Below are 21,192 nucleotides of genomic sequence, written 5' to 3'. Positions count from 1 at the left end.
GGACGAAGGAGGCAGGATCATGGGTCAGAATTCGCTTGTGTTCATGTTCGTGCTGATTGCGCTGATCGTCGCGGCGCTGGTCGTGTTCCTGAGCTTCGTGCCGATCATGCTCTGGATTTCGGCGCGCGCGTCCGGCGTCAGGGTCAGCATGGTCACGCTCGTCGCGATGCGGCTCCGCCGCGTCGTGCCGAGCCGGATCGTGAACCCGCTCATCAAGGCGTCGAAGGCCGGGCTCGGGCTGACGATCAACCAGCTGGAAAGCCACTACCTCGCCGGCGGCAACGTCGATCGCGTCGTCAATGCGCTGATCGCGGCGCAGCGCGCAAACATTCCGCTCAGCTTCGAGCGGGCGGCGGCGATCGACCTCGCCGGCCGCGACGTGCTGCAGGCGGTGCAGATGAGCGTCAACCCGCGCGTCATCGAGACGCCTTACGTCTCGGCGGTCGCGAAGGACGGCATCGAAGTCAAGGTGCGGGCCCGCGTGACGGTGCGGGCGAACATCGACCGGCTTGTCGGCGGCGCCGGCGAGGAGACGATCATCGCCCGCGTCGGCGAGGGCATCGTCAGCACGAACGGCTCCGCCAACTCGCACAAGGAAGTGCTCGAAAATCCGGACATGATCTCGCGCACGGTGCTGAACAAGGGCCTCGACGCCGGCACGGCGTTCGAGATTCTGTCGATCGACATCGCGGACGTGGACATCGGCAAGAACATCGGCGCCCAGCTCCAGACGGAGCAGGCGGAGGCCGACAAGCGGATCGCGCAGGCGAAGGCGGAGGAGCGCCGCGCGATGGCGGTCGCGCTCGAGCAGGAGATGCGCGCCCGCGTCGTCGAGATGCGCGCGAAGGTCGTCGAAGCCGAAGCGGAGGTGCCGCGGGCGATGGCGGAAGCGCTGCGCAGCGGCAAGATCGGCGTCATGGACGTGCTGAACATGCGCAACATCGAAGCCGACACGCTGATGCGCGATTCGATCGGCAAATCCGGCAGGCCGGCGAACAATGATGACGAGGCTTGACGGGCGGAAGCCTTCGGCCCGGGACGGGGGTGGACGATGGAAGCGCTGATCGGGTTCCTGTTCGACAATCTGATCCTCGTGATCATCGTGATCGGCATCCTGACATCCCTGTTCGGCCGCGCCGGACGGCAGGGAGGCGGAAGCCGGATGCCGGATTTCGGCGGCGGACCGGGCAGCGGCCTGCCGCACCGCCCGCTGCGGGACCGGCGGGAGTCGCCCGACGGAACGCATCCCGGAGGCGCGGTTCCCGGCGGCCGATGGACCCGGCGCGAAGCCGGCGGCGGTCCCCCGTGGGCCGGCGGGGCGCCGGGCGGCCCGCATCGCGCAGGCCGGGCGGAGATGCCCGGCATCCCGGTGGCGCCGCGCCATGCGGACGCGGCCGGGCACGGCCCGGTCGTCACCGCGGACGCGCGCCTGGGCGGGCAGCCTTCGGCGGCAAACCGCTCCCCGGCGCCGTCCGCGGCTGCGCCGGCTTCCCCGAGGACAAGTTCGCCGGACCCGTCGGCCGCCCGCACCTCCGAAGCCGTCGGGATCGCGCCCGCCCTGCAGGTCGAACGACGGCCCGCGCGGGCGCCCGCCGGGCCGGACGAATTGCGCAAGGCGATCATCTGGGCCGAAATCCTCGGTCCGCCGCGGGCGCTCAGGCCCTACGGCCGGCGTCGTATCGGGCGGTAACCGAACCGCAGGCAGCCCCCTTGTCTCCGGACAAGGGGGCTGCGGCACTTGGCGCGCATGCTTCCGTCGGCATCCGTTGTCCCCGTCTCCGCAATCCCCGCCATGTCGTCTCCCGGCCTTTGTGGGACCGCGGCTTCATGGGCCCATCCCCGTCCGCTTTCGCGTGCCGGCCGGATCCCGCATCTTCCGCCGTCCCGCATGCCGCCGCATCCGCTTCCCGTTGCGCGCAACGCTCCGAACAGCCCCCGGCTTCTTCATATTCCCCCGTTCCGCCGCATAGTTTTGTAAGGTACAAGGGGAGGGATCGGATCCGCCATGCGCCGAATCAGCCGCCGCCTGCGCCACTGGACGGCCCGGGTGCTCGAGCTGCCCCAGGACGTCGTGTTCGATCTGCCGCGCCTCACGATGATCGGCGACCGGCAGCTCCACATCGAGAACCACCGGGGCGTGATCCATTTCTCGCCGGACAGGCTGAGCCTCCGGCTGCCGAACGGCAGCCTCGAGATCGCGGGCAAGGGTCTGGTCATCCGCGGCATCTGGGCGGAGGAAATGTTCGTGGAAGGCGTCATCACGCAGGTATCGATCAACGGACAGGGGGCGTGATGCGGATGCCGGCGAGACGGGATCGGCGGGAAGCGCCGTGCGCGCGAAGGGGACAAGGTGCCGGCGGGGATTGCGGACGGATGCGGGAGAAGCGATCTCGACGGGGAGTCCCGTGCCCGTGAAGAGGACAAGGTTTCGACGGGGAGCGTGGTGCGGATGAGGGTGACATGGTTTCATGCGTTGCGCGGCTTTGTGACGGTGCGCATTTCCGGGGAAGGGACGGAGCGGTTGCTCGGGGAGGCGGCGGCGGACGGGATCGAACTCCTCCATCTGCGGCGGACAAGCCGCGGGGAGCTGGAATGCATCGTGACGGCGGGCGACTTTTTCCGGCTGCGCCCGCACCTCAAGCGGACAGGCTGCCGGATCCGGATCGCGCGCAAGAGCGGGCTGCCATTCCTCATGGCGAAGGTGCGACGGCGGAAGTTCTTCGCGGCCGGGATGGCGCTGTTCTTCGCGGCGCTCTACTTGCTCTCGTCGCTCGTCTGGCGCGTCGAGATCGAGGGAAACGAGCGGATTCCGGATGAGGAGATTTTCGCGGCGGCGCGGGCGGAAGGGCTCCGTCCGTTCCAGTGGTCGTTCCGCCTGCCGGATTCCGCGGAGCTCGCGCGGCGGCTCCAGGGCGCGCTGCCCGGCGCGGCCTGGGTCGGCGTGGAGAAGCGGGGCACGCTGGTCCGGATCCATATCGTCGAGTCCACCGAGCCCGAGCCGCGCGAACTGCTCAGCCCGCGCCATCTGGTCGCATCGGAGGACGCGGTCGTCACCCGCATCGTCGCAACCCGCGGCCGGCCCGTCGTGAAAAAGAACCAGCGGGTGCGAAAGGGAGACGTGCTGATCTCCGGCATCCTCGGAAGCGAAGGCAACTTCGTCACCGTGCCGGCGGAGGGGACCGTGCGCGGTCTCGTCTGGCACGAATACGACATCGTATCGCCGCTGGTGCGCAAGGCGAAGACGTACACGGGCGAGCGGCGCACGGTCTGGCACGCCGTGCTGGGCCGGCGGAGCCTGAAGGTCAGCGGGTTCGGCCCGCCGCCCTTCGAGAAATACGAATCCGTCCTGCACCAGGAGAACGCGGCCTGGCGCGGCATCGTGCTGCCGGTCGGCCGCATCCGGGAGACGCAGCTCGAGGTCCGGTACGAGGAGCGGCGGCTGACGGAGCGGGAAGCGATCGCCGTCGGGCTCATGCAGGCCCGTGCCGACCTCCTGCGGAAGGCGGGCGCCGACGCGGTAATCCGGGCGGAAAAGATTTTGCATCGCCGGACCGAGAATGGTAAAGTTTATATGAAAGTACTGTTCGAAGCGGAACAGTCGATTACGGAAGAAAGACCGCTAGTTCAACTGCAAGGAGAATGACGCTTTTGCACGAGAAGACGGGAACCGTCAGGATTCCGCTGGCAAGCACGGCGGAAGGAATGGCTTTGTTCGGTCCGCAGGACCGATACCTGCGGCTCATCGAGAGCGGGATGCAATCCGAAATCCGGTCGCGGGACGCCGAGATCGTGATCACGGGTCCGGAGCGCGAGCTTGCCGCCCTCGAGCAGCTCTACACCGTGTTGCTGGAGCTGGTCCGGGGCGGCTACACGCCTTCCGAGCGGGACATTGCCTACGCGCTGGAGCTGGCGCGGGAACTCAAGGCGGACGAGCTGCTCGATCTGTTCAAGACGCCGATCACGACGACATACCGGGGCAAGCCGGTCCAGCTCAAGACGCTGGGTCAGCGCCGTTACGTCCAGGAGATCCGCAAGAAGGACATCGTGTTCGGCATCGGCCCGGCCGGCACGGGGAAAACGTATCTCGCCGTCGTTCTTGCGGTCGCGGCGCTCCGGGAAGGCAAGGTCAAGCGGATCGTGCTGACCCGTCCCGCGGTCGAAGCGGGCGAGAATCTCGGCTTCCTGCCGGGCGACCTGCAGGAGAAGGTCGATCCGTATCTGAGGCCGCTGTACGACGCGCTGCACGACGTCATGGGGCCGGAGCAGTCGGCAAGGGCGCTCGAGCGCGGCATCATCGAGGTTGCGCCGCTGGCCTACATGCGCGGCCGTACGCTGGAAGACTCGTTCATCATCCTCGACGAGGCGCAGAACACGACGCCCGAGCAGATGAAGATGTTCCTCACCCGCCTTGGCTTCGGCTCGAAGATGGTCATCACCGGCGACGTGACGCAGATCGACCTCCCCCGGGGCAAGAAGAGCGGCCTGATCGAGGCGCGCCGCATTCTGGACGGCATCGGGGAGATCGGCTTCGTCGAGCTGACCGAGTCGGACGTCGTCCGGCATACGCTGGTGCAGCGGATCATCGCGGCGTACGCCCGCGCGGAGGAGGAAGCGTCCTCGGGGAAAGACGATCGGACGGATTGACCATGCCGGACGCGCGGCCGGCGGTCCGGATCCGGGACCGGGCGCAGGAAGCCGGCGTCACGGGACAAGCATCGGAGCCCGGGGAACGGAGAACCGGAACGCGGCGGAGCGGACGCGCCGGCCGGGCAAGCGTCCGGGTGCGCAGGCGCGCCGGGGCCGCGCGGACGCCGTCCGCACAACACGGGAGGGATGCCGCATGGGTACGAACGGTGCGGCGGTCCGGAGGACGGGCCGCGGACGGCAGGCGGGCTGGAAGCAGAGCGCGGCGGTGCGCTGGCTGCTGCTTACCCTGTTCGTGCTGCTGTTCTGTGCCGTTCTCTCGCCGCGGCTCATTCCGAAAACCTACAATCTGGAACTCGGCGGCGTCAGCACCCGCGACATCGCCGCACCCCGGCAGTGGGTGGACGAACGGGCGACCGAGCTCGCGAAGGAGCAGGCGGCCGAGAGCGTCGAGCCGAAATATTCGATCGTGGCGCTGCGCAGCGAGACGCTGGTCGACCAGATCGTCGCCCGCATCGAGCAGCTGAACGCGGACCAAGACGTCTCGTTCGACAACAAGGTCGACATCTACCGGCGCGAGATTCCGGCCCGGTATGACGCGTTCGTCGACCGGTTCGTCGCCGAGAACCGCGATTCGGACATTTACAACGCCGGCCTCCTCGAAGAGATGGCGCGCAACGTCAAGGAGCAGCGCTACACGATTCCGGAGGAGACCTACTACAAGCTGCCGCTGCTTTCGGGCGAGCGGCTGCAGGCGATCCGCCAGGTCGCGTCCGAGACGGTGCGCCGGCTGATGGCCGAGCAGCTCGCCGACGCCGAGACCGCGCGCGCGAAGGTGGCCGAGTTCGTCAACACGAGCTCGCTCGAAGACCGCGTCGACCGCGAGATCGCGGCCGAACTGGCGCGGTTCGCGATCATGCCGAACCGGTTCTACGACCAGGAGGCGACCGAGAAGGCGCGGGCGCAGGCGCGGGAGAACACGCCGCCCGTCGTGATCCGGGAAGGTGACATCGTCGTCCGGAAAGGCCAGACGATCACGCCGGAAATCTACGAGCGGCTGGAGGGCCTCGGGCTGCTGAAGAGCTCCGCGAACGTCCGGCCTTACTTCGGGCTGGTCGTCGTCGCGCTGCTGTCGACGCTCGCGATCTACTGCCATCTCGAGACGGTCGGACTGCCCGGCGGCGGTTCGAACGCGAAATACGGCAACTCGCAGCTCCTCATGCTGCTCATGATCTTCGCGATCAATTTGCTCGCGATGGCGATCGTGGCGCTGATCCAGACGGCGGATACCTGGTATCTCGGCTTTCTGGCGCCGGCCGCGCTCGGACCGGTGCTCATCGCGCTTCTGCTCGATCTCAACCTCGCGGTGCTGTCGGCCGTCGTGTTCGCGGCGGCGGGCAGCGTGCTGTTCAATGCGGAGAGCGGGCGGATCTTCGATTTTACGTTCGGGTTCGTCACCCTTGTCACCTCGCTCGCGGCGGTGTTTGCGGTTCACAAGGCCGGCCAGCGCTCGACGCTGCTGAAGGCGGGCGCCCTGGCCAGCCTGTCCGGCACCGCGGCGGTTCTCGCGTTGATCTCGTTCGGGGAGCTGCCGCCCCGCATGGAGATCTTCTACGCGGCCGCCTGCGCGTTCGCGAGCGGGCTGCTCGCCGTCGTGCTCGTCATCGGTCTGATGCCGTTCTTCGAACTGTCGTTCGGCATCCTGTCCGCACTGAAGCTGATCGAGCTGTCGAACCCGAATCATCCGCTGCTGCGCAAGCTGCTGACCGAGACGCCGGGCACCTACCACCACAGCGTCATGGTCGGCAACCTGGCCGAGGCGGCGGCGGAGGCGATCGGCGCGAACGGCCTGCTGTGCCGCGTCGGATCGTTCTATCACGACATCGGCAAGACGAAGCGGCCGGCCTACTTCATCGAGAACCAGAACAACATGGAGAACCCGCACGATTCGATCGATCCGAAGCTGAGCCGGTCGATCATCATCGCCCACGCCCGCGACGGCGTCGAAATGCTGAAGGCGCACAACATTCCGAAGCCGATCCGCGACATCGCGGAACAGCATCACGGCACGACGCTGTTGAAATACTTCTATCACAAGGCGCTGAAGCAGGCGGAGGCGGCGGGCGTCGAACCGGACTTCACCGAGGACGATTTCCGCTACCCCGGTCCGAAGGCGCAGACGAAGGAAGCGGCCATCGTCGGCATCGCGGATTCGGTCGAAGCGGCCGTTCGCTCGCTGCGCAATCCGACGATCGAGCAGATCGAGTCGATGATCAACCGGATCATCAAGGACAAGCTGGACGACAACCAGTTCAACGAGTGCGACCTGACGCTGAAGGAACTGGACAAGATCGCGCAGACGTTGAAGGAAGCGGTGGTCGGCATCTTCCACTCGCGCATCGAATATCCCGAAGACATGAAATCGAAGGAGAAGGCGTAAATGGGTCTTGTGCTCGAATGGAGCAACGAACAGGATGCGGTCAGGCTCGAGGAAGGCTGGATCGCGCGGCTCGAAGAGCTGCTTCGGCTGGCCGGCGAAGAGGAGGGCATCGAACGCGGCGAAGTGGCGCTCACCTTCGTCGACGACGAGCGCATCCGCGAGTTGAACCGCGAATACCGGGGCATCGACCGGCCGACCGACGTGCTGTCGTTCGCGCTGAACGAAGACGGCGGCGAGCCGGACATCGTGTTCGGCGATCTGTCGGACGACGAGGATGATCCGATCTCCGGCATGCTCGGCGACATCGTGATCTCGCTCGAGCGCGCGAAGGCGCAGAGCGAAGCGTACGGCCATTCGCTGGAGCGGGAGATCGGCTTCCTGTTCGTGCACGGGTTCCTCCATCTGCTCGGCTACGATCATCAGACCGAAGAGGAAGAACGGATCATGTTCGCGAAGCAGGAGGAGATTCTGCGGCGGGCGGGGCTGACCCGGTGATGCGCCGCTTCCTGGAGAGCCTGAAATACGCCGCGGCGGGCATCGCGCTCGCCGTCCGCAAGGAGCGGAACATGCGCATCCATCTCTGTGCGGCGGCCGCCGTCGCGCTGCTCGCGCTGTGGCTCGGGGCCGGGCCTCTGGAATGGGCCGTCCTGCTCGCGCTGTGCGGGCTCGTCATCGGCCTCGAGCTCGTCAATACGGCGGTCGAGCGCGTCGTCGATCTCGCCAGCCCGGAGCACCGGCCGCTGGCGAAGGAGGCGAAGGATGCGGCGGCGGGCGGCGTGCTGGCCGCGGCGTTGTTCGCGGCCGCCGTCGGGCTGATCCTGCTCGGCCCGCCGCTCTGGAACAGGCTCCGGGAACTGATCGGATGCTGACGCCGGCCCGGGCCGGCGTCATGGCGAATCCCGCATTCGGCAACACTGGACTTGACGGAAAGGAGCACGGCCGTACATGAGCGATCGCGCGTCATTCCCGATCGGCGAGCGGGAGGCGCTGGCCCTGCTGGCGGCGGCCGCCGAAGCGCGGACCCGCGCCTACATCCCCTATTCGGGTTTCGCGGTGGGTGCCGCGCTGCTCGACGCGGAGGGCAACGTGCATCCCGGATGCAACATCGAGAACGCCGCCTACGGGCCGACGAACTGTGCCGAGCGGACGGCCCTGTTCAGCGCCGTCGCGGCCGGCCGGCCGCCGCGCAGCTTCCGCGCGATCGCGGTCACGGCGGACACGGAGGAACCGGTGACGCCCTGCGGCACATGCCGGCAGGTGCTCGCCGAGCTGTGCGCGCCAGACATGCCGGTCGTGCTCGGCACGATCCGCGGAAAGTGGCGGGTGACGACGGTCGCCGAGCTGCTGCCCGGCGCGTTCACTTCGGCGCAGCTTGAGGAAGACCGGTCGCGGAAAGGGGGGCAGAAACCATGAGCGAACGGATCACAAGCCCGGATGCAACGGCCGGCGCGGAACGGGAAGGCGGCTTTCGCTCCGGCTTCGCCGCGATCGTCGGGCGGCCGAACGTCGGCAAGTCGACGCTGATGAACCATCTCATCGGCCGCAAGGTCGCGATCATGTCGGACAAGCCGCAGACGACGCGCAACAAGATCCACGGCGTCTATACGTCGGACCGGGCGCAGATCGTCTTCCTGGACACGCCCGGCATCCACAAGCCGATGTCGAAGCTGGGCGACTACATGAACCGGTCGGCGGACAGCGCGCTGAAGGAAGTCGACGTCATCCTGTTCCTCGTCGACGTCTCGGAGGAACTCGGCGGCGGCGACCGCTTCATCATCGAGAAGCTGAAGAAGATCAAGACGCCGTCCTTCCTTGTGCTGAACAAAATCGACAAGGTGCATCCGGACGCGCTGCTGCCGGCCATCGCGAAATACCGCGAGCTTCACGAATTTGCCGAAGTCGTGCCGATCTCGGCGTTGAACGGCAACAATGTCGGGACGCTGCTCGAGCAGATCATCCGCTATCTGCCCGAAGGGCCGATGTACTACCCGGCGGACCAGGTGACGGACCATCCGGAGCAGTTCATCTGCGCCGAGCTGATCCGGGAGAAAATTCTGCACCTCACCTACGAGGAAGTGCCGCACTCGATCGCCGTCGTGACCGAGGAGATGCGCGCCCAGGAGAACGGCGTCGTCTATATCCGCGCCGTCATCTGTGTCGAGCGCGAATCGCAGAAGGGCATCATCATCGGCAAGAACGGCGCGATGCTGAAGCAAATCGGCGCCCTGGCGCGCCAGGAGATCGAGGCGCTGCTCGGCTCGCGCATTTATCTCGATCTCTGGGTGAAGGTGAAAAAGGACTGGCGCAACCAGGAGTGGGTGCTGCGGGACTTCGGCTTCCGGCCGGAGGACTGACGCAGTTTCCAACTTTCGGAATCGGCGGCTGTGACGCCGCTTTCCCGGTCGGGCGGCCGCCGGCGCTGGGCCGAACTCCCTCGGATAGCCGGCGGGAGGGCGTCGCATCCTAAATCCCGCAAGAGTCGTGCATAATCCGGCCGAAGGCCGTTCCGGCTGCGGACCGGTCTCGGCCGCATCGAAAGGATGGTCCGCATGCGCGATTTCTCTTGGAAGATCTTCACGCTGACGGGAGATGTGGATGCGTTTCTGCTGTACCGGGAGATGGACGAACTGGAGGAACGGGAGAAGAAGCTGACGCCGGAATCGCTGGATTCGCTCGATCACTGGGACGAGGTGCCCGAATGAATCCGCGCCGGACAAGGGCTGTGCGGGGGGAGAGGCGCAGAACGTGCTGATTCGCGTGCAAGGCGTCATCATCCGATCGATGGAATACGGGGAAGGCGGCAAAATCGTCACGCTGCTGACCGAATCGCAAGGCAAGACGGGTGTGCTGATCCGCGGCGCCAGCAAGCCGCGGAGCCGGTACGGCTCGCTTGCCCTTCCTTTTACATACGGCGAATTTGTCTATTACAAGGGATCGGGTCTCGGCACCCTGTCGAGCGGAGAGATCATCCGTCCCCACCGGAAGCTGCGGGAGAACATCGAGCTCGCCGCGTACGCGTCGTACGCCGCGGAGCTGACGGACCGGGCGCTGCAGGACGAGGAGGCGGGGAGCCGGATTTTCGGACAATTGCTCGCCTGCTTCGGCGCGCTGGAGGACGGGAAGGACCCGCAGGTGACGACGCACGTCTACGAGCTGAAGATTCTGCAGGCGACCGGCTACGCGCCGGTGCTCGACCGGTGCGTTTCCTGCGGGCGGACGGACGGGCTTGACGCGCTCGCGCCGGCGCTCGGCGGCGCGGTCTGCCAGGCGTGCCGTCCGGACGGCCGGCTGGTGCTCCGCCTCGGCGACAAGGCGATGAAGCTCATGCGCCTGCTCGCCGCCGTCGATCTCCGGCGGCTCGGCGAGGTGAACGTCGGACCGGAAACGAAGGCGGCCGTCCGCCGGGGCGTTCGCGCCCTCGTCGACGAGCATCTGCCGCACCGGCTGAAGTCGCGCGCGTTTCTCGAATCGCTGGAGGCGCTCGGCGGGCTTCCGGTTCCGGACAAACCGCCCGCACCGGAACACGGGGCGGACGGGCGGACGGAAGGACGCCCGCGATTTCCGGGATCGTGAATATTTGACATGGATAAATCAGGCTGATATAATATCCTAATATGAATATGGGATATGTCATGGACGATGACGGAGAGAAGTAGCCGGCCAGCGGACCGTGATGCAAGCGAGCCGGGGATGGTGCGAGCCCGGCCGGTCCGGCCGGTGAAACGGCGCTCCGGAGTCCTGTTCGAATGAAGGCGGGCTGTCCGCCGGGCAGGCGGCGGCCAAGCAGGGTGGAACCGCGGGAGATGCTCCCGTCCCTGCGTCCGGATGCGGACGTGTGGGACGGGAGTTTTTTGGCGTGCTCCCGACGGCTTCCGCATGCGGCCGGCGTTCCGCCGCGACCGCCGGATCATACCATTCGTGGCGAGGGAGTGCATGGCATGAACTTTCAGGGCATCATCCTGACCCTGCAGCAGTTCTGGGCGGAACAGGGCTGCGTCGTCGTCAATCCGTACGACATCGAGACGGGCGCGGGCACGCTCAACCCGATGACGTTTCTGAGGTCGATCGGCCCGGAGCCGTGGAACGTCGCGTATGTGGAACCTTCGCGGCGCCCTGCCGACGGCCGCTACGGCGAAAACCCGAACCGGCTGTACCAGCACCACCAGTTCCAGGTCATCATGAAGCCGTCGCCGGACAACATCCAGGAGGTGTACCTGGAGAGCCTGAAGCGGCTCGGCATCGATCCGCGGCACCACGACATCCGCTTCGTCGAGGATAACTGGGAGCACCCGGGCCTCGGCGCGTGGGGGCTCGGCTGGGAAGTGTGGCTGGACGGGATGGAAGTGACCCAGTTCACCTATTTCCAGCAGGTCGGCGGCCTCGAGATGAACCCGGTGGCGGTCGAGATTACGTACGGCCTTGAGCGCCTCGCTTCCTATATCCAGGACAAGGAAAACGTCTTCGAGCTCGAATGGGTGGACGGCGTCACCTACGGCGACGTCTTCCTGCAGCCCGAGTACGAGCATTCGAAGTATACCTTCGAAGTGTCGGACGTCGAGATGCTGTTCAACCTGTTCAACCAGTACGAGGAGGAAGCGAAGCGCGCGCTGGAGCGGAATCTCGTGTATCCGGCCTACGATTATGCGCTGAAATGTTCCCACACATTCAACCTGCTTGATGCGCGCGGGGCGATCAGCGTAACGGAGCGGACCGGCTACATCATGCGCGTGCGCAACCTGGCGCGGCAGTGCGCCATGGTCTACCTGAAGGAGCGGGAGCGGCTCGGCTTCCCGCTGCTGAAGAAGGAGGCGGCGTCGAATGGCTGAGGATCTCTTGCTCGAGATCGGGATGGAGGAAGTGCCCGCCCGCTTTGTCCGCGGTGCGATGGATCAGCTCGAGGCGAAGACGGCCGAATGGCTCGAAGCGTCGCGCATCGCCTTCGAATCGATCGAGGCGTACGCGACGCCGCGCCGGATCGCGGTGCTCGCGCGCGGCGTGGCGGAACGTCAGGCCGACGTCCGCGAGGAAGTGCGCGGACCGGCGCGCAAGATCGCCGTGGACGAGAGCGGCAACTGGACGAAGGCGGCGCTCGGCTTCGCCCGCAGCCAGGGCGTGCAGCCGGACGAGCTCTATTTCAAGGAGACGGGCGGCGTCGAATACGTCTACGCGATGAAGAGCGGCGAAGGAAAGCCGACCGCCGAGCTGCTGCCGGAAGGGCTCAAGGGCATCATCGCGTCGATGACGTTCCCGAAGAGCATGCGCTGGGGCAGCCACGACCTGCGATTCGTCCGTCCGATCCGGTGGATCGTCGCAATGTACGGCGAGCGCGTCGTCCCGTTTGAGATCGCCGGTGTAACAAGCGGCAACGTGACGCGCGGACACCGGTTCCTCGGCGCGGACGCGGTCCTTGCGAAGCCGGCCGAATACGCGGAGAAGCTCAGGGAGCAGTACGTCCTGGCGGACGTCGACGGGCGGAAGGCGGAGATCCTGAAGCAGATCGGGGCGCTGGAACGCGAGCGCGGCTGGAACATCGCGGTGCCGGACGACCTGCTCGAAGAGGTGCTGTTCCTCGTCGAATATCCGACCGTCCTGTACGGCTCGTTCGATCCGGCGTTCCTCGACATTCCGCAGGAGGTCCTGATCACCTCGATGCGCGAGCACCAGCGGTATTTCCCGGTGTTCGACGGCGAGGGCAGGCTGCTGCCGCACTTCGTCACGGTGCGCAACGGCGACGCGACCTCCATCGACGTCGTGCGCCGCGGGAACGAGAAGGTGCTCCGGGCGCGGCTCTCGGACGCGAAATTCTTCTACGAAGAGGACCGGAAGCTCACGATCGGCGAGGCGCTCGGGAAGCTCGAGACGATCGTCTGGCACGAGGAGCTCGGCACGATGGGCGACAAGGCGCGCCGCATCCGACGGATGGCCGACGCCGTCGCTTCCCGTGTGACGGACGACGCGGCGGTGCGCGCCGACATCAGCCGGGCCGCGGACATCTGCAAGTTCGACCTCGTCACGTCGATGGTGTATGAGTTTCCCGAGCTCCAGGGGATCATGGGCGAAGACTACGCCCGCAAACGGGGCGAGCGCGAGGCGGTCTGCCGCGCGGTGAACGAACACTACCGTCCGCGCCACGCGGGCGACGGCCCGCCCGAGGGCCTGGTCGGCGCCGTCGTCGGCATCGCCGACAAGGTCGACACGATCGTCGGATGCTTTTCGATCGGGATCGTGCCGACCGGCTCGCAGGACCCGTACGCACTCAGGCGCCAGGCGGCGGGCGTCGTGCAGACGCTGCTTGCGCACAAGCTGCCGGTCACGCTCGGCGAGCTGTTCGGCATCGCGCTCGACCTTTACAAAGAGCGCGGGCTGAAGCGCGGCCGCGACGAGATTCTGCGCGACCTGTACGAGTTCTTCGGCCTGCGCGTCCGGAACGTGCTGTCGGAGGCGGGCATCCGGTATGACGTGGCCGACGCGGTCATGGCGTCGGGCTTCGATGATCCGCTGCTCGCGGTGAAGCGGGCGGAAGCGGTGGCGGAGGCGGTCGCGAGGGGCGACGCGTTCAAGGCCGTGAACGACGCGTTCAACCGCGTGTGCAACCTCGCGGCGAAGGCCGGGCACGCGAACGTCGATCCGTCGCTGTTCGAGGACGAGGCGGAGCGCAGGCTGCACGAGGCGCACGCTTCCGCACGCGTCCGCGCCGGGGAGGCGCTGGAGGCGGGTGATCCCGCGCGGGCGCTCGAGGCCCTCGCGGAGATGAAGGACCCGATCAACGCCTATTTCGACCGGGTCATGGTCATGACGGACAACCCGGCGGTCCGGGACAACCGCCTGGCCCAGCTTGCGGCCGTCGCGGCCGACATCCGGCGGATCGCGGATTTCACGAAGATCGTCTGGCCGTAACGGACAGGCGGGTGCGCGGCATGGACGGTTTCCGGATGGATGGATCGGATCGACCGTGCGTGATTTACGCCGTTTCGGATTCGGCCGGCGAGACGGGCGAGGCCGTCGTGCGCGCGGCGGTCGCGCAGTTCCAGACCGCGCGGACCGAGATCCGGCGCCGGCCGTTCGTAAAGGACCGGCGGCAGCTGGCCGCCATCGTCACCGAGGCGCGGGAGGAGCGGGCGATCATCCTGTACACGCTGGTGCTGCCGCATCTGCGCGAGGCGATGGCGCGGTACGCGGAGCGGGACGGCGTCAAGGCGATCGACGCGCTCGGCCCGCTGATGGATGCGCTCGAGGAGCGCACCGGCGTCCGGCCGGAATACAAACCCGGCCTGAACCATCAGCTCGACGACGATTATTTCCGCCGGGTGGAGGCGGTCGAGTTCGCCGTCAAGCACGACGACGCGAAGGACCCTTCGGGCATCCTGAAGGCGGACATCGTGCTGATCGGCGTCTCGCGGACGTCGAAGACGCCGCTCTCGATGTATCTCGCCCACCGCAAGTTCAAGGTGGCGAACGTGCCGCTCGTGCCGGAGCTGAAGCCGCCGGACGAACTCATGCGCGTGCCCAGGTGGCGGATCATCGGGCTGACGATCGGCATGCAGGATCTCAACCAGATCCGCAAGGAACGGCTGAAGGCGCTCGGCCTTCCCGATACCGCGCCCTATGCGGCACCGGAGCGCATCGAGCGGGAACTCGCCTACGCGCGGGATGTGATGGAGCGGCTCGGCTGCCTCGTGATCGACGTATCCCGGCGCGCGGTCGAAGAGACGGCGAGCCTGATCATGGAGCATATCCGGAAAGCGGGCGGGCAGTGGATCTGAACGGCCCGCGGCCGGGTCGGTCCGGTCGGATCCGATACGGAAGGAAAAGCGGTCCGGACGACGAATATCTTTTTTATAGTAAGAAAAAGAACGTAAGATGCGGGCGCGCGAGGAGCGCGGAGCGAACGGGCGCGTCGCCCGACAGCCGCGTTCCGGACGGAGACCCTGAAGATCGGCCGCGATTTCAACAAATGGTGACAAAAGATTTGCGAGACATGCAGGATAATGGTGACAGGCAGAGAATACTAATACGTGTTATTCAGGGTGAAGGTGATGCGGATGGCCGGCGGCAGAATTCCGGAGGATGTCATCCAGGCTGTCCTGCGCGCACACGACATCGTCGAAACGGTCGGTCGGACCGTTCACCTGACGAAGAGCGGCAAGTATCTGAAGGGTCTGTGCCCGTTTCACTCCGAGAAAACACCATCGTTCACCGTCACTCCGGAGAAAGGCATCTTCCACTGTTACGGTTGCGGCAAGAGCGGCAACGTCATCCGGTTTCGCATGGAGCTCGAAGGCTATACGTTTCCGGAAGCCGTACGCGTCATGGCCGAGGAGGCGGGCATACCGCTTCCCCGCGGCGCCGGCGTTCCGGCGGAGCCTTCTCCCGCGCAGCTTGAACGGCAGAAGCTGATCGAGGCGCACGAATACGCGGCGAAATTCTACCACTATCTGCTCCAGAATACCGAGCACGGCAAGGAAGCGAAGGAATATCTCAAGCGCCGGGGCATGTCGGACAAGCTGATCGACCGGTTCATGATCGGAATCGCGCCCGAGCGAGGGGATCTCCTGACCGGTTTTCTCGAGAAGAGGGGCTACGATATGCGGCTCATGGAGAAGGGCGGGTTGGTAGCCGCGCGCAGCGACGGCACCGGCTACTACGACCGGTTCCGGGGCCGCATCATGTTCCCGATCCGGGACCGCGACGGCAGGACGATCGCGTTCGCCGGCCGCATTCTGCATGACGGACAGCCGAAATATATCAATTCGCCGGATTCCGTGCTGTTCAACAAAAGCCGCGTGCTCTACAACTTCCACGAAGCGCGGCCGGAAATCCGGAAATCGGGGAGGGTTGTCCTGTTCGAGGGATACATGGACGTCATCCGGGCGTGGGATGCCGGCGTGCGGAACGGCGTCGCCTCGATGGGCACGTCGTTCACGGAGGAACACGCGGCCATCCTCCGTCGCGTCGCCGAAGAAGCGGTGATCTGCTATGACGGCGACGACGCGGGGCAGGCGGCGGCGCTGAAGACCGCGGCGATCTTCGAGAGCGCCGGCATGCCGGTCAAAATCGTTCTGCTGCCCGGCGGACTGGATCCCGACGAATACATCGGGAAATACGGTCCGGAGTCGTTCGTGCGCGACATGATCGGACAGCCGATGTCCGCCGTCAAATTCAGGCTAATATTTCTCCGCAAAAACCATAAAATGCTGGAAGAAGAAGGACGCAAGGATTACGTGCTCGAAGCGGTGCGCGTCATTGCCGGTCTCGATTCGCCGGCCGAAAGGGAATTTTACCTGAGGGAACTCGCGCGGGAGTTCGATTTTCCGTTGGAGACGCTGAGGCAGGAGTGCGCCCGGATTCGCTCCGCCGCGCAAAAAAAACCGATCCCCGGGGATAAGTCGGGCAATCGGTGGAATAATGGTAGGAATGAGACGGCTCCCCCGCCCGCAGGATGGGTGCCGGAGCCGCCGGGACGTCATCACGTCGAACGGACGTTGTTGTACTGGATGATGCACGACGCGGAAGCGGCCGAATATGTGCGTGACAAACTGGGAGACGCTTTCCAGGCGGAAGACCATGCGGCGATTGCCGCTTATCTGTATGCCTACTACGCACAAGGCAACGAGCCGGATGTCACCCGATTTTTCTCGACCCTCCAGGACGAACGTTTGGAACGGACTGCCGCCTCGATTCTGAGCATGGAGACCGTGCCGCCCTGCACGAGCGACAACCTGGAAGCCTATGCGGAGGAAGTGCTGAGACGGCAGCGACTTGCGGCGTTGAAGGAACGGGTGGAAGAACGGATACGCGCCGAACGGGCCGGCGACGCGCTGCGGGCCGCCAGAATCGCCGTCGAAATCCACAACCTGGAGAGACAGTTGAGAGGAAAGGCCACGCGACCGTCCTAGGGAGGAGGGAGTCGGAGTATGACGAACGATCACCACACGGAACAGGACGCGGAACAAAAGCTGGAAGCCGTCAAGCAGCAATTGATCGAAGCGGGCAAGAAACGCTCGTCCTTATCTTACAAGGAAATCATGGAGAAGCTCGCCCCGTTTGACCAGGAGCCGGAGCAGATCGACGAATTCTTCGAGCAGCTTGAAGAGCTCGGCATCGAAGTGACGAACGAAGACGACGATGATGACGATGGCGACAACCGGAAACACCGTCCGCTTCCGGCGAGAGGCGTCGATCGCGATCATCACGACCATCACGACCATCACGACCATCATGACGACGACTTCAACTTCGACGACGATCTCTCGCTGCCGCCGGGGATCAAGATCAACGATCCCGTCCGGATGTATCTGAAGGAGATCGGACGCGTGCCGCTGCTCACCGCCGAGGAGGAAATCGAGCTCGCGAAGCGGATCGAGCAGGGCGACGAGGAAGCGAAGCGGCGGCTTGCGGAAGCAAACCTCCGCCTCGTCGTCAGCATCGCGAAACGTTACGTCGGCCGCGGCATGCTGTTCCTCGATCTGATCCAGGAAGGCAACATGGGGCTCATCAAGGCGGTCGAGAAGTTCGACCACGGCAAGGGATTCAAGTTCAGCACGTACGCCACCTGGTGGATCCGTCAGGCCATCACGCGCGCGATCGCCGATCAGGCACGGACGATCCGCATCCCGGTGCACATGGTCGAGACGATCAACAAGCTGATCCGGGTATCGAGGCAACTGCTTCAGGAACTGGGCCGGGAACCGACGCCGGAGGAGATCGCGGCGGAGATGGATCTCAGCGTGGAGAAGGTCCGGGAAATCATGAAGATCGCGCAGGAGCCGGTATCGCTCGAGACGCCGATCGGCGAGGAGGACGATTCGCATCTGGGCGACTTCATCGAGGACCAGGAGGCGCTGGCGCCGGCCGACGCGGCGGCGTACGAACTGCTGAAGGAGCAGCTCGAGGATGTGCTCGATACGCTGACCGAACGCGAGGAGAATGTCCTCAGGCTGCGCTTCGGTCTGGATGACGGCCGCACCCGCACGCTCGAGGAAGTCGGCAAGGTGTTCGGCGTCACGCGCGAGCGGATCCGCCAGATCGAGGCGAAGGCGCTGCGCAAATTGCGGCATCCGAGCCGCAGCAAGCGGCTGAAGGATTTCCTGGAGTGACGGGAACGCACGGGACCTGACTGCGTCGGCAGGAAGGTCCCCTTTTATCACCACGGAGAGGCGTGTCCGCGCGCCTTGCCGGAAAGGAACGAGTGCCGGATGAACGAGGAGCGACGCAGAACGATCATCCGTGAGATTGATTACTGGCAGAAGAACAGGCTGCTGCCGGATCAATATTGCGATTTCCTGATGAATCTGTACAAGTCGGACGAGGAAATCGGACGCCCCGACACCGGATGGGCGGTCCGCGCCGTCTCCGTCGTGAACAGCGCGAGCGGAAAACAATGGTTTCTTGCATTTGGCATATTTTCCGTCGTCTGTCTTGTTGTCCTTTATTTTAGCGTCTTCCACCCCGTATTGCAAACGGCGCTTTCGCTCTTCGCCGTCGTGCTGCTGCTCTATTTCGGGCTCAGGCGGCGGCGCAGGAGCGAGGCCGTCGGCCTTGCGCTGATCAGCCTCGGCATGCTGACGCTGCTCCTTGCGGGCATCGCCATGCTGCGTCTGCACGGACTGGACACGCCGCTCTGGACGTCGCTGTTCCTGATCGGATGCGGGCTGTTCTGGATCGTGTTCGGCATCGCGGCCCGGTTCCCGTTCCTTCATTATTGCGGATGGCTGGCCATTTTCCTCGTCTACGCGATGCTGCTCGCGTCCGACGGCGACCAGCCGCAGTGGTACGAGGTGGAGCTGTTCTGGCTGCCCGCCTCGTTCGTCTTCGGCTGGTTCAGCTGGTTTGTCCACCGATGGTCGAAACCGTCTTCGGCCGTGCTGCTCGGGGCGGCGGCGACGCTCTGGTTCATGCCGGAGCTGTATGCCGCCGTGCTGATGGGTCAGCCGGACTGGATTCAGCTTGCGCTCATCGCGAAGATCGCGATTGCCGGCGGGATCTTCTACGCGCTGCGCAAGCAGTGGACGGTGTGGGTGGCATGAAGGCGGCGGCCGCGGCGAGACGGGCGCTGTCCGCCAGGTTGTCGGCCGTCGCGGAGCTGGTGCCGCCGGGGGCGCGCGTCGCGGATATCGGCTCGGACCACGCGCTGTTGCCGGCTTGGCTCGTATCGACCGGCAAATCGCCGTTCGCCGTCGCCGGCGAAGTCCGGGACGGCCCGCTTCGGCAATCGATGGCCCGGATCGAGGCCGACGGGCTTGCGGACGTCGTGGCCGTCCGCAAGGGAGACGGACTGGCCGTCATCGCGCCGGGCGAGGTCGACTGCGTCGTCATCGCGGGCATGGGCGGCGCGCTGATCGCCTCCATTTTGGACGCGGGGGAAGCGGCCGGCAAGCTTCGCGGCGTGCGGACGCTGGTGCTCCAGCCGAACGTCGGCGAGGACCTTGTCAGGCGCTGGCTGCTGGAACACGGCTGGCATCTGGCATCCGAGCGGATCGTGGAGGAGGACGGCCGATGGTACGAAATGCTGGAGGCGCGGAGGCTGAAGGACGCGGACAGGCTGAACGCGGCGCTCTACGACCCGTCGTTCCTCGGGCTCGAGCATCCGCCCGAACGGCTGAGGGCGCTTCTGCTGCGCATGGGGCCGTGGCTGCTCCGGCAGCCGGATGAACGGTTCTTCGGGAAATGGCGCTCGGAGCTCGACAAGATGGAAACCATCCGCCGGCAGATCGAACGGTCCGATTCGCCGGAAGCGGCGAGGAAGCTTCGGGAGCTGGGCGAAGAAATCGCACTGATCGGGGAGGTGATGGCATGTTTGCAAGCGGGCATTTCGTGATCGGGCTGATGGAGCGGTTCGCGCCAAGGCATCTGGCGGTCGAGAACGACCGGATCGGCCTGCAGGTCGGCACGCTGGGGAAGGAGATCCGGAAGGCGCTCGTCGCGCTTGACGTGACGGATGCCGTCGTCGACGAGGCGATCGCGGCCGGGGCGGATCTCATCATCGCGCACCACGCGATCATCTATCATCCGCTCAAGGCGATCGATACGTCGACGCCGGCGGGGCGCGTGTTCGAGAAGCTGATCAAAAACGACATCGCGGTCTACGTGGCGCACACGAACCTGGATGTCGCGGAAGGCGGCATGAACGACTGGATGGCCGAGTGTCTCGGCATCGAGAGCGAAGGCTGCCTCGAGCCGGTCCACGTCGATCCGCTGCTCAAGCTCGTCGTCTACGTGCCGGAGACGCACCGGCAGGCCGTGCAGGAGGCGGTCTGGCGGGCGGGCGCCGGCCACATCGGCCGGTACGACTGCTGCAGCTTCGAGGTGGAGGGAACCGGCACGTTCCGTCCGGGCGAGGGGACGAACCCGCACATCGGCACGCAGGGCCAGCTGGAGCGGGTGAAGGAGTACCGGATCGAGACGATTTTGCCGGAGTCGCTTCAAGAGCCGATCGTGCGGGCGATGCTGGAGGCGCATCCCTACGAGGAGCCGGCTTACGACATCTTCCCGCTGGTTCTGCCGGGGAAGACGAGCGGCCTCGGCCGCTTCGGGCGGCTGAAGGAGCCGGCGACGCTGGAGGCGTTCGCGCTTCGCGTGAAGGAGGCGCTCGACGTGCCGTTCGTCCGCATCGTCGGCGATCCGGACCGGGTCGTCCGGCGGGCCGCGGTGCTCGGCGGCTCCGGCTCGCGCTACATGCGGCACGCGCTCCGGGCCGGAGTCGACGTGTTCGTCACCGGCGACATCGATTATCACACGGCGCAGGACGCGCTGGCCGCCGGGCTGGCGCTCGTCGATCCGGGGCACAACGCGGAGAACATCATGAAGGCGAAGACGGCCGAGCGGCTGGCGGCGGAGCTGGCGGCGGCCGGGTATCTGACTGAGGTGATCCCGTCGTCGGTGCCGACCGATCCGTTCCGGGTGATGTAGGCGGCGCGTCCGGCGGCGGTATGGGACGATGGCGGCCGGAGCAGTGTGCGGCCGGAGTTCCGGAGGGGAGCCGCCGGCTGCTTTCGGATCGCGCATGGGCGGTACGCCGTACCGTTACGGCGCGTCGGTGCATTTGCGAGTTGACGGTACGTCGTACCGTTAAAGCCGTGGAAGAACCACCGCGAAACAGCGATGCGACG

The 21,192-nt window shown here is 65.9% G+C and carries 20 protein-coding genes; all 20 read left to right on the top strand.

What is annotated here, in order from left to right; genetic code table 11:
- Positions 1 to 19: 19 nt before the first annotated feature.
- The 20 genes from floA (at position 20) to A9Z00_RS05405 (ending at position 20,992) form a co-directional block, all read left to right on the top strand.
- Positions 20 to 1,015 (top strand): flotillin-like protein FloA, encoded by a 996-nt coding sequence (gene floA / locus A9Z00_RS05500; protein ID WP_296975159.1) that lies wholly within the window; start codon positions 20 to 22, stop codon positions 1,013 to 1,015.
- Positions 1,016 to 1,051: 36 nt separating this feature from the next.
- Positions 1,052 to 1,690: a hypothetical protein gene (locus tag A9Z00_RS05495; RefSeq protein ID WP_296975158.1), complete on the top strand. Its 639-nt coding sequence runs from the start codon at positions 1,052 to 1,054 to the stop codon at positions 1,688 to 1,690.
- 315 nt (positions 1,691 to 2,005) lie between these two features.
- Complete coding sequence (gene yqfC / locus A9Z00_RS05490; RefSeq protein ID WP_296975157.1) at positions 2,006 to 2,293, top strand: sporulation protein YqfC; 288 nt, start codon at positions 2,006 to 2,008, stop codon at positions 2,291 to 2,293.
- Between the two features lie 156 nt (positions 2,294 to 2,449).
- The gene (gene yqfD, locus A9Z00_RS05485; RefSeq protein WP_296975156.1) at positions 2,450 to 3,643 is read left to right on the top strand and encodes a sporulation protein YqfD; all 1,194 of its coding nucleotides are present in this window, start codon (positions 2,450 to 2,452) and stop codon (positions 3,641 to 3,643) included.
- Positions 3,640 to 4,644 (top strand): PhoH family protein, encoded by a 1,005-nt coding sequence (locus tag A9Z00_RS05480; protein WP_483316273.1) that lies wholly within the window; start codon positions 3,640 to 3,642, stop codon positions 4,642 to 4,644. The genes yqfD and A9Z00_RS05480 overlap by 4 nt, the downstream gene beginning before the upstream one ends.
- Before the next feature lie 196 nt (positions 4,645 to 4,840).
- Complete coding sequence (locus A9Z00_RS05475) at positions 4,841 to 7,084, top strand: HD family phosphohydrolase (protein WP_296975154.1); 2,244 nt, start codon at positions 4,841 to 4,843, stop codon at positions 7,082 to 7,084.
- Positions 7,085 to 7,579: an rRNA maturation RNase YbeY gene (ybeY, locus tag A9Z00_RS05470; RefSeq protein ID WP_296975153.1), complete on the top strand. Its 495-nt coding sequence runs from the start codon at positions 7,085 to 7,087 to the stop codon at positions 7,577 to 7,579.
- Positions 7,579 to 7,953, top strand: a complete 375-nt coding sequence (locus A9Z00_RS05465) for a diacylglycerol kinase family protein (protein ID WP_296975445.1) — start codon at positions 7,579 to 7,581, stop codon at positions 7,951 to 7,953. The genes ybeY and A9Z00_RS05465 overlap by 1 nt, the downstream gene beginning before the upstream one ends.
- A gap of 76 nt (positions 7,954 to 8,029) precedes the next feature.
- Entirely contained in the window at positions 8,030 to 8,497 is a 468-nt protein-coding gene (locus tag A9Z00_RS05460; protein ID WP_296975152.1) for a cytidine deaminase, read from the top strand.
- Entirely contained in the window at positions 8,494 to 9,438 is a 945-nt protein-coding gene (gene era, locus A9Z00_RS05455) for a GTPase Era (protein WP_296975151.1), read from the top strand. Before A9Z00_RS05460 ends, era begins: the two co-directional genes overlap by 4 nt.
- A 195-nt stretch (positions 9,439 to 9,633) precedes the next feature.
- Positions 9,634 to 9,786, top strand: a complete 153-nt coding sequence (locus A9Z00_RS05450; protein ID WP_296975150.1) for a YqzL family protein — start codon at positions 9,634 to 9,636, stop codon at positions 9,784 to 9,786.
- A 43-nt stretch (positions 9,787 to 9,829) separates the two neighbouring features.
- Positions 9,830 to 10,657 (top strand): DNA repair protein RecO, encoded by an 828-nt coding sequence (gene recO / locus A9Z00_RS05445; protein ID WP_296975149.1) that lies wholly within the window; start codon positions 9,830 to 9,832, stop codon positions 10,655 to 10,657.
- A gap of 365 nt (positions 10,658 to 11,022) precedes the next feature.
- Positions 11,023 to 11,910 carry a glycine--tRNA ligase subunit alpha gene (glyQ, locus tag A9Z00_RS05440; RefSeq protein ID WP_296975148.1) on the top strand — a complete coding sequence of 296 codons (888 nt, stop codon included), beginning with the start codon at positions 11,023 to 11,025 and terminating at the stop codon, positions 11,908 to 11,910.
- Positions 11,903 to 13,981: a glycine--tRNA ligase subunit beta gene (gene glyS, locus A9Z00_RS05435; protein ID WP_296975147.1), complete on the top strand. Its 2,079-nt coding sequence runs from the start codon at positions 11,903 to 11,905 to the stop codon at positions 13,979 to 13,981. The genes glyQ and glyS overlap by 8 nt, the downstream gene beginning before the upstream one ends.
- Positions 13,982 to 14,001: 20 nt before the next feature.
- On the top strand, positions 14,002 to 14,847 hold the full coding sequence (locus A9Z00_RS05430; protein WP_483316272.1) for a pyruvate, water dikinase regulatory protein: 846 nt from the start codon (positions 14,002 to 14,004) through the stop codon (positions 14,845 to 14,847).
- 273 nt (positions 14,848 to 15,120) lie between these two features.
- Positions 15,121 to 16,980, top strand: coding sequence for a DNA primase (gene dnaG, locus A9Z00_RS05425; RefSeq protein WP_296975443.1), 1,860 nt, complete (start codon positions 15,121 to 15,123; stop codon positions 16,978 to 16,980).
- A gap of 18 nt (positions 16,981 to 16,998) precedes the next feature.
- Positions 16,999 to 18,180 carry an RNA polymerase sigma factor RpoD gene (gene rpoD / locus A9Z00_RS05420; RefSeq protein ID WP_296975146.1) on the top strand — a complete coding sequence of 394 codons (1,182 nt, stop codon included), beginning with the start codon at positions 16,999 to 17,001 and terminating at the stop codon, positions 18,178 to 18,180.
- 99 nt (positions 18,181 to 18,279) lie between these two features.
- Positions 18,280 to 19,110 (top strand): hypothetical protein, encoded by an 831-nt coding sequence (locus tag A9Z00_RS05415; protein ID WP_296975145.1) that lies wholly within the window; start codon positions 18,280 to 18,282, stop codon positions 19,108 to 19,110.
- Positions 19,107 to 19,901 carry a tRNA (adenine(22)-N(1))-methyltransferase gene (locus tag A9Z00_RS05410; RefSeq protein ID WP_296975442.1) on the top strand — a complete coding sequence of 265 codons (795 nt, stop codon included), beginning with the start codon at positions 19,107 to 19,109 and terminating at the stop codon, positions 19,899 to 19,901. The genes A9Z00_RS05415 and A9Z00_RS05410 overlap by 4 nt, the downstream gene beginning before the upstream one ends.
- Positions 19,877 to 20,992: a Nif3-like dinuclear metal center hexameric protein gene (locus A9Z00_RS05405; protein ID WP_296975144.1), complete on the top strand. Its 1,116-nt coding sequence runs from the start codon at positions 19,877 to 19,879 to the stop codon at positions 20,990 to 20,992. The genes A9Z00_RS05410 and A9Z00_RS05405 overlap by 25 nt, the downstream gene beginning before the upstream one ends.
- Positions 20,993 to 21,192 lie beyond the last annotated feature (200 nt).

This window comes from Thermobacillus sp. ZCTH02-B1 (assembly GCF_002159085.1).
Taxonomy (GTDB): domain Bacteria; phylum Bacillota; class Bacilli; order Paenibacillales; family Paenibacillaceae; genus Thermobacillus.
This window is presented reverse-complemented; position numbering and strand designations above follow the sequence as displayed.